Source organism: Variovorax sp. UMC13 (genome assembly GCF_014170375.1).
In the GTDB taxonomy this organism is placed as follows: domain Bacteria; phylum Pseudomonadota; class Gammaproteobacteria; order Burkholderiales; family Burkholderiaceae_C; genus Variovorax.
Map to the genome: position 1 here is coordinate 124,428 of NZ_LZZW01000029.1, position 16,148 is coordinate 140,575.

The 16,148-nt window shown below is 66.5% G+C and carries 16 protein-coding genes and 1 tRNA gene; 16 read left to right on the plus strand and 1 reads right to left on the minus strand.

The features are described from left to right. Positions 1-128: 128 nt before the first annotated feature. Positions 129-1,007: a DMT family transporter gene (locus tag A9977_RS23055; RefSeq protein ID WP_183027270.1), complete on the minus strand. Its 879-nt coding sequence runs from the start codon at positions 1,005-1,007 to the stop codon at positions 129-131. Between the two features lie 102 nt (positions 1,008-1,109). Here A9977_RS23055 and A9977_RS23060 point away from each other — a divergent pair, with 102 nt between their 5' ends. From A9977_RS23060 to A9977_RS23135, 16 genes are all read left to right on the plus strand, one after another. Continuing rightward, on the plus strand, positions 1,110-1,541 hold the full coding sequence (locus A9977_RS23060; RefSeq protein ID WP_183027174.1) for a gamma-glutamylcyclotransferase: 432 nt from the start codon (positions 1,110-1,112) through the stop codon (positions 1,539-1,541). Between the two features lie 215 nt (positions 1,542-1,756). Then, the gene (gene aceA, locus A9977_RS23065; RefSeq protein WP_183027175.1) at positions 1,757-3,088 is read left to right on the plus strand and encodes an isocitrate lyase; all 1,332 of its coding nucleotides are present in this window, start codon (positions 1,757-1,759) and stop codon (positions 3,086-3,088) included. 262 nt (positions 3,089-3,350) lie between these two features. Next, a complete protein-coding gene (gene thrS / locus A9977_RS23070; RefSeq protein WP_183027176.1) occupies positions 3,351-5,258 on the plus strand; it encodes a threonine--tRNA ligase in 1,908 nt (635 codons plus the stop codon). Between the two features lie 76 nt (positions 5,259-5,334). Then, the gene (infC, locus tag A9977_RS23075) at positions 5,335-5,955 is read left to right on the plus strand and encodes a translation initiation factor IF-3 (RefSeq protein WP_183027271.1); all 621 of its coding nucleotides are present in this window, start codon (positions 5,335-5,337) and stop codon (positions 5,953-5,955) included. 137 nt (positions 5,956-6,092) lie between these two features. Further along, positions 6,093-6,296 carry a 50S ribosomal protein L35 gene (rpmI, locus tag A9977_RS23080; RefSeq protein WP_007832497.1) on the plus strand — a complete coding sequence of 68 codons (204 nt, stop codon included), beginning with the start codon at positions 6,093-6,095 and terminating at the stop codon, positions 6,294-6,296. 24 nt (positions 6,297-6,320) lie between these two features. Next, the gene (rplT, locus tag A9977_RS23085; RefSeq protein ID WP_007832499.1) at positions 6,321-6,680 is read left to right on the plus strand and encodes a 50S ribosomal protein L20; all 360 of its coding nucleotides are present in this window, start codon (positions 6,321-6,323) and stop codon (positions 6,678-6,680) included. A gap of 111 nt (positions 6,681-6,791) precedes the next feature. Further along, the gene (gene pheS / locus A9977_RS23090; RefSeq protein WP_183027177.1) at positions 6,792-7,868 is read left to right on the plus strand and encodes a phenylalanine--tRNA ligase subunit alpha; all 1,077 of its coding nucleotides are present in this window, start codon (positions 6,792-6,794) and stop codon (positions 7,866-7,868) included. Between the two features lie 36 nt (positions 7,869-7,904). Further along, complete coding sequence (gene pheT, locus A9977_RS23095) at positions 7,905-10,325, plus strand: phenylalanine--tRNA ligase subunit beta (RefSeq protein ID WP_183027178.1); 2,421 nt, start codon at positions 7,905-7,907, stop codon at positions 10,323-10,325. A 5-nt stretch (positions 10,326-10,330) separates the two neighbouring features. Continuing rightward, positions 10,331-10,714 carry an integration host factor subunit alpha gene (locus A9977_RS23100; RefSeq protein WP_183027179.1) on the plus strand — a complete coding sequence of 128 codons (384 nt, stop codon included), beginning with the start codon at positions 10,331-10,333 and terminating at the stop codon, positions 10,712-10,714. A gap of 65 nt (positions 10,715-10,779) precedes the next feature. After that, entirely contained in the window at positions 10,780-11,262 is a 483-nt protein-coding gene (locus A9977_RS23105; protein ID WP_183027180.1) for a MerR family transcriptional regulator, read from the plus strand. A gap of 25 nt (positions 11,263-11,287) precedes the next feature. Continuing rightward, positions 11,288-11,364, plus strand: a tRNA-Pro gene (locus A9977_RS23110). 199 nt (positions 11,365-11,563) lie between these two features. Further along, positions 11,564-12,604 carry an endonuclease/exonuclease/phosphatase family protein gene (locus A9977_RS23115; RefSeq protein WP_183027181.1) on the plus strand — a complete coding sequence of 347 codons (1,041 nt, stop codon included), beginning with the start codon at positions 11,564-11,566 and terminating at the stop codon, positions 12,602-12,604. A gap of 156 nt (positions 12,605-12,760) precedes the next feature. Beyond that, a complete protein-coding gene (locus tag A9977_RS23120) occupies positions 12,761-13,255 on the plus strand; it encodes a protein tyrosine phosphatase (protein WP_183027182.1) in 495 nt (164 codons plus the stop codon). Between the two features lie 297 nt (positions 13,256-13,552). Next, on the plus strand, positions 13,553-14,323 hold the full coding sequence (locus A9977_RS23125; protein WP_183027183.1) for a TonB family protein: 771 nt from the start codon (positions 13,553-13,555) through the stop codon (positions 14,321-14,323). Then, on the plus strand, positions 14,316-14,828 hold the full coding sequence (locus A9977_RS23130; RefSeq protein WP_183027184.1) for an RNA polymerase sigma factor: 513 nt from the start codon (positions 14,316-14,318) through the stop codon (positions 14,826-14,828). Before A9977_RS23125 ends, A9977_RS23130 begins: the two co-directional genes overlap by 8 nt. Before the next feature lie 126 nt (positions 14,829-14,954). Beyond that, positions 14,955-15,959: a FecR domain-containing protein gene (locus A9977_RS23135; protein ID WP_183027185.1), complete on the plus strand. Its 1,005-nt coding sequence runs from the start codon at positions 14,955-14,957 to the stop codon at positions 15,957-15,959. Positions 15,960-16,148 lie beyond the last annotated feature (189 nt).

The window sequence follows — 16,148 nt, forward strand, 5'->3', positions numbered from 1 at the left end:
GGCAGATCGCATGCTAATGGAGAAGAAACGCGTTTCCAAGGGGAAAAGGGACTTTTTCATTGGGCGCTGTTGTTTTTTCAGAGGGGAGCGCGCGTGCGGTCGCCATGCGATGCGCTCCAGCGCTCGCCTCAATGGACCGAAGGCGTGCCGCGGCGTGCCGGCCAGGTGGCCAGAACCACCCCCGCCAGCGCCGCGGCGAAGGCCAGGATCTGCGCGCCGCCGAGCGATTCGCCGAGCACCAGCACACCCACCAGCGCCGCGCTCACGGGCAGCATCACGCTGAACACGCCGGCCTGCGCCGCGGGCACGTGCTTGAGCCCGGTCATCCAGAGCCACACGGTCCAGATGCTCGCGGCCAGCGCATAGAGCACCAGCAGGCCCCAGGTGCCGGCGCCCACCGAAGCGAAGTCGAACTTCCATGCGAACCAGAGGCCGAAGGGCGTCGAGAGCACGAAGCCCCAGAGGTTGATCAGCGAGGAGATGCGCTTGGGCCCGAGGCGCCCGGTCAGCGACTTGCCGATCACCGCATAGGCGGCCTCGCAGAGCACGGCGCAGAAGACCAGCAGGTTGCCGAGCCAGGGCATCGCGCCGCGCGGTGCGTCGGCGGGTGCCGCGGCATGCGCGGGCGACAGCGCCAGCAGGCCGATGCCGACGGCCGCGCAGCCGATCGCCAGGCCGATGCGCCAGCCGATGCGTTCGCGCAGGAACATCCAGCTGGCGACCGCGACCACGGCCGGGATCGACGCCATGATCACGCCGGCCGAGACCGCGCTGGTCATGCTCACGCCGAACAGCATGCAGACCGAGAACAGGAAGTTGCCGAGGAAGGATTCGAGGAACACCAGCCCGCGCGTGCGGCGCGTCATCGGCGGCTCGTCGGCCGGGCGCTGGAGCCAGTGCGGCATCGCCAGCGCGGCGATGCCAAAGCGCAGCCAGGCCAGCAGCAGCACCGGGAAAGCCGCGACCAGCGGTTTGGACAGGGCCACATAGGTGCCCACGAGCGTCATGCTGAGCGCGAGGCAGCCATAGGCGACCAGGCGGCGCGGGTCGGGGGCGGTGTGGTTCACTGGCGGGCGATCGAATCGAGGATGACGAGATTGAATTCAATGATGCCCCATCGCCATGAACCGCCCCCGCTGACCCCTGTCTTCGTCTACGGCACGCTGCGCCGGGGCGGCTCCAACGACATCGCGCGCTACCGGCCCGCGCCGCGCTTCGTGGGCGAGGCCTTCATCGCGGCAACGCTCCTCGACCTGGACACCTATCCGGGCGCGGTGCTCGGCGGCACGGCGCGGCTGCGCGGCGAGGTCTACCGCATCACGCCCGAAGTCGAGGCGGCGCTCGACCTGCTCGAGGACGTGCGGGCCGACGGCACGGATGAGTACCTGCGGCGCAAAGTGGATGTCGAGGTGGATGGCGTGCGCCTGCCGTGCCTGGTCTACGAACTGCATCCCGCGCGCGTGGCGGGGCGGCCGGTGATCGCCTCCGGCGACTGGTTCGACGCGCCCGGCGCGCGGCGCGATTTCATCCGTAGAAACTGATTCCGTCATGCGAAATCACTGCTTGCTGCAGCGCAGTATTTTTTCTCGATATGAGAAAACAAATTCCGCATCGAGAAAATAAATGGATAAGTGGTTGATTTTGTTGATGAAAAAATATGTCTTATATAAGACATAAGACAGAGGTGCGGCGACTACAGTGGATGCCAAGGCCCCGCGCCGAACGATTCACTTCAACCCCACCTCCGGAGTCACTCATGCCCCAGAATTTCACCGAACAGCTCAGCCGTGAACAGCAGATCGCCGCCCTCGAGAAGGACTGGGCGAGCAACCCGCGCTGGAAGGGCGTCAAGCGCGGCTACAGCGCCGCCGACGTGGTGCGCCTGCGCGGCTCGCTGCCCATCGAGCACACGCTGGCCAAGCGCGGCGCAGAGAAGCTCTGGGACAAGATCAACGGCGGCGCCAAGAAGGGCTACGTGAACGCCTTCGGCGCGATCTCCGCCGGCCAGGCGATGCAGCAGGCCAAGGCCGGCCTCGAAGCCGTGTACCTGTCGGGCTGGCAGGTCGCCGCCGACGGCAACACCTCGGAAACGATGTACCCCGACCAGTCGCTCTACGCCTACGACTCGGTGCCGACCATGGTCCGCCGCATCAACAACACCTTCAAGCGCGCCGACGAAATCCAGTGGGGCCGCGGCGTCAACCCGGGCGACAAGGAGTTCATCGACTACTTCCTGCCGATCGTGGCCGACGCCGAAGCCGGTTTCGGCGGCGTGCTGAACGCCTTCGAACTGATGAAGAACATGATCGCCTCCGGCGCGGCCGGCGTGCACTTCGAAGACCAGCTGGCGGCCGTGAAGAAGTGCGGCCACATGGGCGGCAAGGTGCTGGTGCCCACGCAGGAAGCCTGCGAGAAACTGATCTCGGCGCGTTTCGCCGCCGACGTGATGGGCGTGCCCACCATCGTGCTGGCCCGTACCGATGCCGAGGCCGCGAACCTGATCACCTCCGACCATGATGCGAACGACAAGCGCTTCCTGACCGGCGAGCGCACGCCGGAAGGCTTCTACCGCGTCAAGAACGGCCTGGAGCAGGCCATCAGCCGCGGCGTGGCCTACGCCCCCTACGCCGACCTGGTGTGGTGCGAAACCGGCGTGCCGGACATCGGCTTCGCCCGCGAGTTCGCACAGGCCGTGCATGCCGCCTGCCCGGGCAAGCTGCTGTCGTACAACTGCTCGCCGTCCTTCAACTGGAAGAAGAACCTCGACGACAAGCAGATCGCCTCGTTCCAGGAAGACCTGTCCGAGCTGGGCTACAAGTACCAGTTCATCACCCTGGCCGGCATCCACATCAACTGGTACAACACCTTCCAGTTCGCCCACGCCTACGCCAACGGCGAAGGCATGAAGCACTACGTGAACATGGTGCAGGAACCCGAATTCGCCGCGCGCGACAAGGGCTACACCTTCGTGTCGCACCAGCAGGAAGTCGGCGCCGGCTACTTCGACGACGTGACCACCGTGATCCAGGGCGGCTCGTCCAGCGTCAAGGCGCTGACCGGCTCGACCGAGGAAGAGCAGTTCCACTGACCGGCCCCTGCGCCGCACCGAGAGCCCGGCCCCGTGCCGGGCTTTTTTTGCGTCCGCTGTTAAACTCGGCCCTCTCTGCTCCTCACAAGAACGGGAAAGGCATTCTGGTTATGACACCGCGAACTACGTCCGACGCATTCCACGGCGCTTCCATCTTCGAAGGAACGCGCCGGTAATCCGCGCACGCTGGTCCCACCAGCCGTTAACCAGAGCAAAGCGCGGTCACCACCGCGCTTTTTTGTTTTTCCGCCCAAGGTTTTTCATGATCCAGATCACGCTCCCTGACAACTCGCAGCGCGAGTACCCCGGCCCGGTTTCGGTGGCCGATGTGGCCCGTTCCATCGGCCCCGGCCTGGCGAAGATGACGGTCGCCGGCAAGGTCGACGGCAAGCTGGTCGATGCCAGCGACATCATCGACCACGACGCCAAGCTGCAGATCATCACGCCCAAGGACGACGAAGGGCTGGAGATCATCCGCCACTCGACGGCCCACCTGGTCGGCCACGCCGTCAAGCAGCTCTATCCGACGGCCAAGATGGTCATCGGCCCGGTGATCGACGAAGGCTTCTACTACGACATCTCCTACGAGCGCCCCTTCACGCCCGAGGACGTGGCGGCGATCGAGGCGCGCATGCGCGAGCTGATCGCGCAGGACTACGACGTGGTCAAGAAGGTCACGCCGCGCGCCGAGGTGATCGAGGTCTTCACGTCGCGCGGCGAGGACTACAAGCTGCGCCTGGTCGAGGACATGCCCGACGAGCAGGCCATGGGCCTGTACTACCACCAGGAATACGTCGACATGTGCCGCGGCCCGCACGTGCCGAACACGCGTTTCCTCAAGGTCTTCAAGCTCACGAAGCTGGCCGGCGCCTACTGGCGCGGCGACGCCAAGAACGAACAGCTGCAGCGCATCTACGGCACGGCCTGGGCCGACAAGAAGCAGCTCGAGCAGTACATCCAGCGCATCGAGGAAGCCGAGAAGCGCGACCACCGCAAGCTGGGCAAGGAACTCGACCTGTTCCACATCGACGAAGTGGCGCCAGGCGTGGTGTTCTGGCACCCCAAGGGCTGGGCCGTGTGGCAGCAGGTCGAGCAGTACATGCGCGCCATCTACCGCGACACGGGCTACTGGGAAGTCAAGGGCCCGCAGATCCTCGACAAGAGCCTGTGGGAGAAGACGGGCCACTGGCAGAACTACCGCGACAACATGTTCACGACGGAGTCGGAGAAGCGCGAGTACGCGCTGAAGCCGATGAACTGCCCGGGCCATGTGCTGATCTTCAAGAGCGACCTGCGCAGCTACCGCGACCTGCCGCTGCGCTACGGCGAGTTCGGCCAGTGCCACCGCAACGAGCCCAGCGGCGCGCTGCACGGCATCATGCGCGTGCGCGGCTTCACGCAGGACGACGGCCACGTCTTCTGCACGGAAGACCAGATCCTCGACGAATGCGTGGCCTACACGGCGCAGCTGCAGAAGGTGTATGCCGACTTCGGCTTCACGGACATTCTCTACAAGGTCGCGACGCGGCCCGACAACCGCGTCGGCTCCGACGAGCTGTGGGACAAGGCCGAGCATGCGGTCATGGAGGCGCTGCGCCGCTCGGGCGTGGACTTCATCATCTCGCCCGGCGACGGTGCCTTCTACGGCCCGAAGATCGAGTACACGCTCAAGGACGCGCTGGGCCGCCAGTGGCAGTGCGGCACGATGCAGGTCGACTTCAACACGGCCGAGCGCCTGGGCGGCGAGTACGTGACGGAAACGAGCGGCCGCGCCCACCCCGTGATGCTGCACCGCGCGATCGTCGGCAGCCTCGAGCGCTTCATCGGCATGCTGATCGAACACCATGCCGGCGCACTGCCCGCATGGCTCGCGCCGGTGCAGGTGGCGGTGCTCAATATCAGCGAAGGCCAGGCGGACTACGCGGCATCCGTGGCGAAAACGCTGCAGAATCAAGGGCTTAGAGTTCAGCTCGATCTGCACAACGAGAAGATTACGTATAAAATACGCAAGCATTCGTTGCAAAAGCTTCCCTACATCCTCGTCGTGGGCGACAAGGAGAAGGAAGCAGGTGCCGTCGCAGTGCGCGCCCGAGGCAATGTTGACCTCGGTGCCATGTCGGTCGAGGCGTTCTCCCAAAAGATCGCCGACGACATTCAACACAAACGCTGATTTTTCGGAACAGGCCGGTTGTGGCGCGTGGATGCGACGGTGTTAGCTACAGTTTCTGTAGCAAGTTGTTTGAAGGATTCTGACCATCGCTACTGCATTTCGCGACCGCCGCCACCGCGAGGAACGCCAACACCGCCTGAACCGGGAAATCATGGCCCCGGAAGTCCGCCTTGTAGGCCCGGAAAACGAGCCATTGGGTGTCATGAGTATTTCCGAGGCTCTGCGTCTGGCCGGTGAGGCCGATGTGGACCTGGTGGAGGTTGTCGCCGCGGCGAATCCGCCGGTGTGTCGCCTGATCGAGTACGGGAAGTTCAAGTACCACGAGCAGAAGAAGGCCGCCGAAGCGAAGTCGAAGCAGAAGGTCATCGAGGTCAAGGAAATCAAGTTCCGGCCCGGTACCGACGACGGCGACTACAACATCAAGATGCGCAACATCAAGCGCTTCCTTGAGGACGGCGACAAATGCAAGATCACGCTGCGCTTCCGCGGCCGCGAGATCACGCACCAGGAACTCGGCCTGGCCCTGCTGCAGCGCATCCGCGACGAGCTGGGCGACACCATCCTGGTCGAGCAGTTCCCCAAGCTGGAAGGCCGCCAGATGATCATGATGATCGCGCCTGGCCGCAAGAAGCCGGGTGGCGCGCCGAAGCCGGCCGCCGCCGCAGAGGGTGCGGCACCCGCAACGGCTTCGGCCTGAGCGACGAGAGCAGAAAAGTTTTTGAAGGGATTTCGCCGGCGCTGCAAAGCGACGGCGAGATGAAGAAGTGTCTCGGGGCCAACAAGTCTGCGGAGTTTCCGTGGCGCCTCACGAGCACAAATTAAAGGAGCATTCACATGCCCAAAATGAAGACCAAGAGCAGCGCGAAAAAACGTTTCCGCGTTCGTCCCGGTGGCACCGTCAAGCGCGGTCAAGCCTTCAAGCGTCACATCTTGACGAAGAAGACCACCAAGAACAAGCGTCACCTCCGTGGTGCAGTCGCAGTGCATGAGACCAACATGGTTTCTGTCGCCGCCATGCTGCCCGGCCGTGGCATTTAACCCAGACGAACAAGGAGTACTCACATGCCTCGCGTCAAACGTGGTGTAACGGCTCGCGCCCGCCACAAGAAAGTTCTCGCACTCGCCAAGGGTTTCCGCGGTCGCCGCGGCAATGTCTTCCGCGTCGCCAAACAGGCGGTGATGAAGGCAGGCCAATACGCCTACCGTGATCGCCGCACCAAGAAGCGCGTCTTCCGTCAACTGTGGATCGCGCGTATCAACGCCGCCTCGCGTGAACTGGGCCTGACCTACAGCCAGTTCGCCAATGGCATCCGCAAGGCCGGCATCGAGATCGACCGCAAGATGCTTGCGGACATCGCCGTGCATGACAAGGCCGCTTTTGCCGGCATCGTGGAGCAGGTCAAGGCCAAGCTGGCTGCTTGATCCCGCACAGCAGACGGCAGCCCTTTCGGGGGCGTCCGTTTGCGCCCACGGCACAAGGGCTGGCGCTTGAAAGAGCACCAGCCCTTTTTTATTTTTTCCCGAAGAAATCCCATGAACGAGTTGGACTCTCTGGTCGCCACCGCCAGCGCCGCCTTCGCCCAGGCGACGGCTCCCGCGGAGCTTGAAAACGCCAAGGCGCTGTTTCTCGGCAAGGCCGGCCGCATCACCGAGCTGATGAAGGGCATGGCCCAACTGCCGGTCGACGAGAAGAAGTCGCGCGGCGCCGCCATCAACGTGGCCAAGCAGGCCATCGAGGCCGCGCTGAACGAGCGCCGCCAGCAACTCGCCGACGAGGAACTCGCGGTGCAACTGCGCGCCGAGGCGCTCGACGTGACCCTGCCGGGCCGCAAGCACGCCGGCGGTGGCCTGCACCCGGTGAGCCGCACGCTGGAACGCATCGAGGCGATCTTCTCCAGCATGGGCTTCGACGTGGCCGACGGCCCGGAGATCGAGAGCGACTGGCACAGCTTCACCTCGCTCAACAACCCGCCGAACCATCCGGCGCGTTCGATGCAGGACACCTTCTACGTCGACATCAACGGCGACGACGGCGTGCCCTACAACCTGCGCCCGCACACCAGCCCGATGCAGGTGCGCTACGCCCACCAACACATCAAGAAGCACGCCGCCGCCTTCGAGGCCGCGGCCGCCGACGCCACCGGCACGCTCAAGGCGCCCGAGATCCGCGTGATCGCGCCGGGCCGCACCTACCGCGTGGACAGCGACGCCACGCACTCGCCGATGTTCCACCAGTGCGAAGGCCTGTGGCTGGGCGAGAACGTGAGCTTCAAGGACCTGAAGGTGGTGTTCACCGACTTCTGCCGTACCTTCTTCGAGAGCGACGACCTGGTGCTGCGCTTCCGCCCCAGCTTCTTCCCGTTCACCGAGCCCAGCGCCGAGATCGACATCCAGTTCCAGAGCGGCCCGCTGGCCGGCCGCTGGCTCGAGGTCGCGGGCTCCGGCCAGGTGCACCCCAACGTCGTGCGCAACATGGGGCTGGACCCCGAGCGCTACATCGGCTTCGCCTTCGGCATGGGCCCGGACCGGCTCACCATGCTGCGCTATGGCGTGAGCGACCTCCGGCTGTTCTTCGACGGCGATCTGCGTTTCCTCTCGCAATTCCGCTGATCCAGCCCCGACAACGCCCCGAACGAGAACGAGAAGATGCAATTCCCCGAATCCTGGTTGCGCGAGTTCTGCAACCCGCCGCTGTCCAGCGCCGACCTGGCCGAGACGCTCACCATGGGCGGCTTCGAAGTCGAAGAGCGCCGTCCCGTCGCGCCGCCCTTCAGCAAGATCGTGGTCGGCGAGATCAAGGAAGCCGAGCAGCACCCCAATGCCGATCGACTGCGCGTGTGCCAGGTCGACGTGGGCAAGGGCGCCCTGCTCAACATCGTCTGCGGCGCGCCCAATGCGCGCGTGGGCATCAAGGTGCCGTGCGCGCTGGTCGGCGCCGAGCTGCCCCCCGGTGAAGACGGCAAGCCTTTCCTGATCAAGCTGGGCAAGCTGCGCGGCGTCGAGAGCCAGGGCATGCTGTGCTCGGCGCGCGAGCTCAAGCTCAGCGAAGACCACGGCGGCCTGCTCGAGCTGGCGGCCGATGCGCCCGTCGGCGCCGATGTGCGTGAGGTGCTCAAGCTCGACGACGCGCTGCTCACCTTGAAGCTCACGCCCAACCTGGCGCACGGCCTCAGCGTCTACGGCATCGCGCGCGAACTCTCGGCGCTGACCGGCGCGCCGCTGACCACGCCCCCGATCGCCTCGGTAGCCGCGGCCCATGCCGACCGGCTGCCGGTGAAGGTCGAGGCGCCCGAACTGTGCGGCCGTTTCTCGGGCCGCATCGTGCGCAACGTCGACACCCGCGCCGCCACGCCGGCCTGGCTGGTCGAACGCCTCGCGCGCTGCGGCCAGCGCAGCGTCTCGCCGCTGGTCGACATCTCGAACTACGTGATGTTCGAGTACGGCCAGCCGACCCACATCTTCGACCTCGACAAGATCCACGGCGGCCTCACGGTGCGCTGGGGCAAGGCCGGCGAACAGCTCAAGCTGCTCAACGGCAATACCGTGACCGTCGATGAAAAGGTCGGCGTGATCGCGGACGAGCGCGAGGTCGAATCGCTGGCCGGCATCATGGGCGGCGATGCGACCGCGGTGTCGGACGACACGAAGAACATTTACGTCGAAGCCGCCTTCTGGTGGCCCGAGTCCATCCAGGGCCGTTCGCGCCGCTTCAACTTCTCGACCGATGCGGGGCACCGCTTCGAGCGCGGCGTCGACCCGAGCCGGACCATCGAGATCATCGAACGCATCACGCAACTGATCGTCGAGGTCTGCGGCGGCGCCGCCGGCCCCATCGACGACCAGACCCTGCGCCTGCCCGAAGCCAAGCCCGTCACGCTGCGCGTGGCCCGCGCGGCGCGCGTGATCGGCATGCCGGTCACGCAGGCGCAGTGCGTCGATGCGCTCAAGCGCCTGGGCCTGCCGATCGAGGAAGGCGAGGGCGTCGTGATCGTCACGCCGGCCCCGCACCGCTTCGACCTGCAGATCGAGGAAGACCTGATCGAGGAGGTGGCGCGCCTGATCGGCTACAACAACCTGCCGACCACGCCGCCGCTCGCGCCCATCACCGCCCGCCTGCGCCCCGAAGCGCAGCGCAGCCGCTTCGCGGTGCGCCATCGCGTGGCCGCGCTGGGCTACCAGGAAACCATCAACTTCAGCTTCGTCGAAGCGCACTGGGAGAGCGATCTCGCCGGCAACGCCAACCCGATCAAGCTGCTGAACCCCATCGCCAGCCCGATGAGCGTGATGCGCTCGTCGCTGATCGGCTCGCTGCTGCAGGTGCTCAAGTTCAACCTCGACCGCAAGGCGCCGCGCGTGCGCGTGTTCGAGGCCGGCCGCGTGTTCCTGCGCGACGACACGGTCGCCACCACCGACAGCACCGTCAAGGGCATCCATCAGCCGATGCGCCTGGCCGGCCTGGCCTTCGGCGATGCGGCCGAGGCGCGCTGGGACGGCAAGCCCCAGCGCGTGGACTTCTACGACGTGAAGGGCGATGTCGAAGCCCTGCTCGCGCCGCTGGTGCCCACCTTCGAGGCCACCGAGCATCCCGCGCTGCACCCCGGGCGCGCGGCCCGCGTGCTGATCGACGGCAAGGCCATCGGCGTGGTCGGCGAACTGCACCCGCGCTGGCGCCAGAAGTGGGACTTCGCGCACGCGCCCATCGTGTTCGAACTCGCGCTCGACGCCGTGACCGCGCGCCCTGTGCCCCTGGCCCAGCCGGTGCCCAAGCACCAGGCCGTGGAGCGCGACATCGCGGTCGTGGTGACAGAGAGCGTCACGCACGATGCGCTGCTGCAGGCCATCAACGGCGCGCCGACCGACGGCCTGCTGCGCGATGCGGCGCTGTTCGACATCTACCGTCCGCAGCCGGGCCGCGACGGCGGGCTGGCGGCCGGCGAGAAGAGCATGGCGGTGCGCCTGAGCTTCCACAGCGACAGCGCCACGCTGACCGATGAACAGGTCGATCCGGCCGTGCGTGCGATCCTCGATCGCCTCGCGGAACGGCTCGGCGCACGCCTGCGAGGATAAACGCCATGGATTTCACGCTCGAAGCCCTCGAAACGCCCGCGCTCACCAAGGCGCACTTGGCCGAACTGCTGTTCGAGCAGATCGGTCTGAACAAGCGCGAATCGAAGGACATGGTCGAGGCCTTCTTCGAACTGGTGTCCAGTGGCCTGATCGAAGGCACCGACGTCAAGATCTCGGGCTTCGGCAATTTCCAGATCCGTGTGAAGGCGCCGCGGCCGGGTCGCAACCCGCGCACCGGCGAGGCCATTCCCATCGGCGCGCGCCGTGTCGCGACCTTCCATGCCAGCGCCAAGCTCAAGGAGCAGATCCAGGGCGGATTGGTCGTCGAGGCGGCCGAAGATGCCGGCGAAACAACGTCCGCCGAAGTCTGGCGCGTCGGTACGGAATAAGTGCTTGGTCGGGCGCGCGTGCCTGGAGTAACCTATGAGGTTTCGCGCGCACGATCTTGATTTCAATGGAGAAAACCCTCCCACCGATTCCTGTCAAACGCTACTTCACGATCGGTGAAGTGGGCGAGCTCTGCGGTGTGAAGCCGCACGTGCTTCGCTATTGGGAGCAGGAATTCACCCAGCTGCGGCCGATGAAGCGGCGCGGCAACCGTCGTTACTACCAGCACCACGAGGTGCTGATGATCCGGCGCATCCGCGACCTGCTCTACGACCAGGGCTTCACCATCAGCGGCGCCCGCAACAAGCTGCAGGAACTCACGCAGTCCGAGCGCGAACGCCGCAAGGCGGGCGGCTTGGCCGAAGAGGTGCATCTCGACGGCGTCGAGGCCACCGACATCGAGCCGGAGGAGTGGGAAGCGGCGACGCATCACGCGCAGCCCGCCGAACAGGGCGCCGTTGCGACGCCGCACGCCGTCGATCCGGTGCCCTGGCAGCAATTGCGACGCGAGTTGTTTGAAATTCGTGAGCTGTTGACGTCGGGACACTGATCTCACCGGCTATAATCACAGGCTTCGGTGTGTGGCGCAGCCTGGTAGCGCACTTGCATGGGGTGCAAGGGGTCGAAGGTTCGAATCCTTTCACACCGACCATAAACGTCAGATAGATCAACGGGTCACGCTCACAAGGCGTGACCCGTTTTTCTTTGTCTTCGACCAACCCGCTCATGCGGTTCCCGCAAGTCTTGGACGCCTCCTGCCCGTACGGCTTGCCCGGCGTGGCGAAGAACAGATACCGTCGTCCTTCTGTCATGAGGCAGGGCTAGCGTCCAGGAACCTCCAGGAGCGCACGATGAAACTGTCCCGACTCGGCATCGCCACGTTCAACCTGTTCAATCTCAATCTGCCTGGGCTTCGGATGTACGCGAACCAGGCGGGGTGGAGCCAGGCGCAGTACGACAGCAAGATCGGCTGGACGGCCCGGCAACTGCAATTGCTCGATGCCGATGTGGTCGGTTTCCAGGAGCTCTGGCATGGGGATGCGATGACGGCGGTGCTCGATGCCGCCGGCTTGACCGACCAATACGAGCTGCTGGTGCAGGGCGATGCCAAGGGCACGAAGATCGTGTGCGCAGGCATCGTGCGCAAGGGCCTGTTGAGCAGCGCGCCGGACTGGATCAACGACTTTCCCGAGGCCTTCGTGCTGCGCTCGAGGGGCGACGACCCGCAGACGCCGCTGATCGAGGTCAACATCCGCGGCTTCTCGCGCCCGGTGCTGCACTTCACGATCCAGCCGCGCGAAGACGGCCCGGACGTACATGTCTACGTCTGCCACTTCAAGTCCAAGGCCCCCACGAAGGTCTTCAACGAGGACTGGTACCAGGCCGACAAGGACACCTACGGCAAGCACGGCGACGGCCTGGGCGCCGCGCTGTCCACCATCCGCCGCACCGCCGAGGCGGCCGCACTGCGCTTCCTGCTGAGCGAGTCGATGAAGGGCAACGACACGCCCGTGATCGTGCTGGGCGACATCAACGACGGCCAGCACAGCAACACCGCCAACATCCTCACCGACCAGCCGCGCTACCTGGTGGGCGATTCGAAGGGCGGCGGCGACACCGCGCTCTACACGGCACAGACGCTGCAGGAGTACCGCGACACGCGCGACGTCTACTACACGCACATCCACCAGGACATCCGGGAATCGCTGGACCATGTGCTGGTGAGCCAGGAGTTCTACGACAACAGCCGCAAGCGCCTGTGGATGTTCGATGGCCTGATCATCAACAACGACCACCTGAATTTCGACGACCACAAGGGCCTGGGCACCAACGACCACGGCATCGTCCGCGCCACCTTCCAGTACAAGCCGATCACGAAGAGCGGTGTCTGAAGCCGGGGGCGGCGGGCCTTGAGCGAGGCACAGAAAGCGGTGCTGACGCCCGCCGAACGACGCCACTGGCGGCTCTGAATCCACCGTGTCGCGCCGGTGTCGACGCGCCTCCCGTGCGCGCTGGCGCGGGCGTTCCGCCGCGCCTATAGTGAACCCATGAGTGAGCGTTTGCGCATTGTTTTCATCTCACGCAGGAACTCCCTGCGCAGTGTCCTGGCCGAGGCCTGTCTCTCACATCTGAACGCCACCAAGTTCGTGGTTTCGTCGGGTGGCCAGCCAGGTCAGGTGGCCGCGCAGTTCCATCCGGCGGCGATCGGCGCCTTGAACAGCGCCGGCATCGCGCTGCCCGCGGGCCGTCCGAAAGCGTGGGATGCGGTGCTGCGGCGTGGCGCGCCCTTCGCAGACTTCGTGATCACGCTCGATGCCGAGTTGCCGCAATCGGCACCGCGCTGGCCGGGCCAACCCGAAGTGGCGACCTGGCCCTTCCCGGACATCGCCGTCGGCATGGACGCGGAGGAAACGGCCGTCGCCGCGATCCGGATGCTTTACGCGTTGCGCCGCAGGCTCGAACTGTTGTCGAGCCTGCCCTTGCGTGGCGCGGATCGCAGCGCCGTGCGAGGCGATGTGCGAGACCTCGCGCACTGGCACTAGCGCGACGCGTCGCTACCGGCCCGAGGGGCCAGCCCGTGCCGCGCACGGCGCTCGATCCGAGATGGACGCTGGCAAGGCTGAAAGCCGTACCTCGTTCCACAGGCAGGCATTCCCTCTCGCCCGGCCCGTGCGCGCGCACGACCGTAACAAAGAAGACATATCCCGGCACGATGATGGAATTTTGCGCAATGGGCCTCATCGCTTGTCAATCCGATTCGCCTCATCGTTCGGCTGGCCGCATCGTCGCGGCACCCGGGCGTGCCTTCGTGCCTGTGCGGGTTGCAGAGGTCGTCGCAGGTGTGCGCGTACGCCGGCCGCCTGAACCGTAGCCAGGCGCTCGCGTGGGCCTTCTGCGGGTTCGCCGTCTCCGCGTCGGCCTCGGAAATCGATGGCGACGGTGCGCGGGTCGGGGCCGATGCGCAACGGCCGGCGTCGGACCGGGCCTTCGCCGTGCGCGTTCAACGCTTCGACATTCCGGCACAGCCCCTGGCCGCCGCCCTGCATCGCTATGCCTCGGTCTCGGGCTGGCCGATCCTGTTCCATGGAACGATGGTGGCGGGGCGCACCTCGTCTCCCTTGCAGGGCGATTACGAGCCCGGTGCCGCGCTGCACCGCCTGCTCGACGGCACGGGGCTGGTGCCCGCCAAGGTGGATGCAGGGCCCGCGGATACCTATACCTTGAAGGCCGCGGACGCGCGCCAGCCCGACGCGGGCCTGGACGCGCCAGGGGTCGACTTCGCGTACGGCGGATGGGTGCAGGCGCGGATCTGGGAAACCCTTTGCGCGGACGCCCGGACCGCGCCGGGCCGCTGGCGCTCGCTGTTGCGTTTCCGGGTGGATGCGGACGGCCATGTCAACGCCGCGCGAATGCTCAGCTCGACCGGCACGGCGGCGCGCGACGGGGCGGTCATCGCCGCCCTGCAGCGTGTGCGCATGGAGCGCGCCCCGCCGCCGGAGATGCCGCAACCGTTGACCCTGCTCATCCTGCCCGTCGCGCAGGGCGGTGGGCCACGCTGCGCGGGCACGCCGGCAGGGACGGAGCGCGGAAGTGCGTCGGCACATGACTGAGGATGCGCGACTCGCCCTGACGGACTACCTGGCCAAGCACTACGCCCACCTCCGTCGTCGCCTGACCCAGGTGCTGGGCAACAGCGAGCTCGCGGGCGATGCCCTGCAGGACACCTGGGTGCGGCTGCATGGCAAGGAGGAAGAGAGCCCGGTCCAGAGCCCCACGGGCTACCTGGTGCGCATGGCCGTCAACATCGCGGTGGACATCCAGCGCCGCCAGAGCCGCTCCGTGTCTTTCGAGGAGGTCAACGCCCTGATGGAGCTGGCCGATCCGGCGCCCGGCCCGGCGCAGGCGGCCGAGACCCGGTCCGAGCTCGACAAGGTGGTCAAGCTCATGGAGCGGCTGCCGGAGCGGCGCCGGACCATCCTCATGCTGGTGCGGCTCGAACACCTGCCGCAGAAGGAAGTGGCGCGGCGGCTGGGCATTTCGACCAGCGCCGTCGAGCACGAATTGAGACGCGCGCACGACTTTCTGGACGCGCACATGAACCATGAAAAAAAATAGTTGGAGGTTTGGCGTGCCGTCGTTCGTCCTAGGGGATGAGAAGCCTCGTCGCCCCTCCCGCGTGCACCCGTTCGCCCGGCCCCGTGCCGGCGTCGGCGGCCGCGTGCCTGCCGGGTGCCTGACACGATGAACCCGCGCGTCGACGAAGCGATCGATGACGGCGATGCGCTGCGCACGCAGGCGCGCGTCTGGCTGCGCCTGCTCACGTCCACGCAGGTGAAGGCCTACGACACCGACGGTTTCCAGCGTTGGCTGCAGGCCAGCCCGGCCCACAAGGAAGCCTTCCGCGAGGCCAGGAGGCACTGGGACGCACTGGAGCCGGCATCGCGGGCCTTTCTGCAAACGCATCCCGGCGCGGCCGAGGCGCACCGGCGTGCGCTGCACGGCACGCGCCCTGACCGCCGCGCATTCCTCGGTGCCGCGGTGGGTGCGGCGGCCGTCGCGGGGGTGGCCGGCATGGCGGTGGCCTATCCGCCGGCGCGGCTCTGGCGCGCACCGGCCGAATGGGGTGCCGACGATCGCACGGCCACGGGCGAGCAGCGCACGCTGGTCCTGGCCGATCGGGTCCAGGTGATGCTGAACACCCAGACCAGCGTGCGCCGCGGGGCCGGTGGCGACAACAACGCGGCGAGCCTCGAGCTGATCACGGGCGAGGCTGCCATCGACCTTCCGGCCGGTGGCACCTCCTTTGCCGTCACCGCGGGGGCCGGACGCAGCAGCGCCGATGCCGGGCGCTTCGAGGTCCGCAATCTCGACGGCAAGGTCTGCGTGACCTGCGTCGCGGGCGCCGTGCAGGTGGTGCACCCGGCGGGAACGCGAACGCTGAAGACGCGCCAGCAGGCGGTCTACGACGCGCATGCGCTGAGCGGCGTGGCGAGCGTCGACCCGGCGTCGATGTCGGCCTGGCGGCGCGGAGAGCTCGTGTTCAACGAGGCCCGCCTGAGCGAGGTGATCGCCGAGATCAACCGCTACCGCGCGGGACGCGTCGTGCTCCTGCGGCGCTCCGCGCAGGACAGCCGGATCAGCGGTCGCTTCCTCATCGCATCCCTGGACGCCGTGTTCGCGCAGTTGCAGCAGATGTTCGCGTTGCGCGTCCGCACGCTGCCCGGCGGCCTGGTGCTGCTGGGCTGAAGCCGAGGCCGCAAAAGGGCCGCTCGAAAAAGAAAGTTGGAGGTTGTCGCAGCTTCCGTTCGTCCTAGCGTATCGGGATCCTGTCCGTGATGCGCCCGCGATCGGCTGCAGGCGATGGTCGGAATTCCGTGACCGTGACCGGCTGCATGGCGCAGGCGGCACGGTGATCCTTGCATCACTACGGGCTGG

What these genes read in the sequence shown, in the direction of transcription:
- A9977_RS23055 (WP_183027270.1), bottom strand. Translation starts at nt 1,007, where the DNA reads ATGACGCTCGTGGGCACCTATGTGGCCCTGTCCAAACCGCTGGTCGCG.
- A9977_RS23060 (WP_183027174.1), top strand. Translation starts at nt 1,110, where the DNA reads ATGCCCCATCGCCATGAACCGCCCCCGCTGACCCCTGTCTTCGTCTAC.
- aceA (WP_183027175.1), top strand. Translation starts at nt 1,757, where the DNA reads ATGCCCCAGAATTTCACCGAACAGCTCAGCCGTGAACAGCAGATCGCC.
- thrS (WP_183027176.1), top strand. Translation starts at nt 3,351, where the DNA reads ATGATCCAGATCACGCTCCCTGACAACTCGCAGCGCGAGTACCCCGGC.
- rpmI (WP_007832497.1), top strand. Translation starts at nt 6,093, where the DNA reads ATGCCCAAAATGAAGACCAAGAGCAGCGCGAAAAAACGTTTCCGCGTT.
- rplT (WP_007832499.1), top strand. Translation starts at nt 6,321, where the DNA reads ATGCCTCGCGTCAAACGTGGTGTAACGGCTCGCGCCCGCCACAAGAAA.
- pheS (WP_183027177.1), top strand. Translation starts at nt 6,792, where the DNA reads ATGAACGAGTTGGACTCTCTGGTCGCCACCGCCAGCGCCGCCTTCGCC.
- pheT (WP_183027178.1), top strand. Translation starts at nt 7,905, where the DNA reads ATGCAATTCCCCGAATCCTGGTTGCGCGAGTTCTGCAACCCGCCGCTG.
- A9977_RS23100 (WP_183027179.1), top strand. Translation starts at nt 10,331, where the DNA reads ATGGATTTCACGCTCGAAGCCCTCGAAACGCCCGCGCTCACCAAGGCG.
- A9977_RS23105 (WP_183027180.1), top strand. Translation starts at nt 10,780, where the DNA reads ATGGAGAAAACCCTCCCACCGATTCCTGTCAAACGCTACTTCACGATC.
- A9977_RS23115 (WP_183027181.1), top strand. Translation starts at nt 11,564, where the DNA reads ATGAAACTGTCCCGACTCGGCATCGCCACGTTCAACCTGTTCAATCTC.
- A9977_RS23120 (WP_183027182.1), top strand. Translation starts at nt 12,761, where the DNA reads ATGAGTGAGCGTTTGCGCATTGTTTTCATCTCACGCAGGAACTCCCTG.
- A9977_RS23130 (WP_183027184.1), top strand. Translation starts at nt 14,316, where the DNA reads ATGACTGAGGATGCGCGACTCGCCCTGACGGACTACCTGGCCAAGCAC.
- A9977_RS23135 (WP_183027185.1), top strand. Translation starts at nt 14,955, where the DNA reads ATGAACCCGCGCGTCGACGAAGCGATCGATGACGGCGATGCGCTGCGC.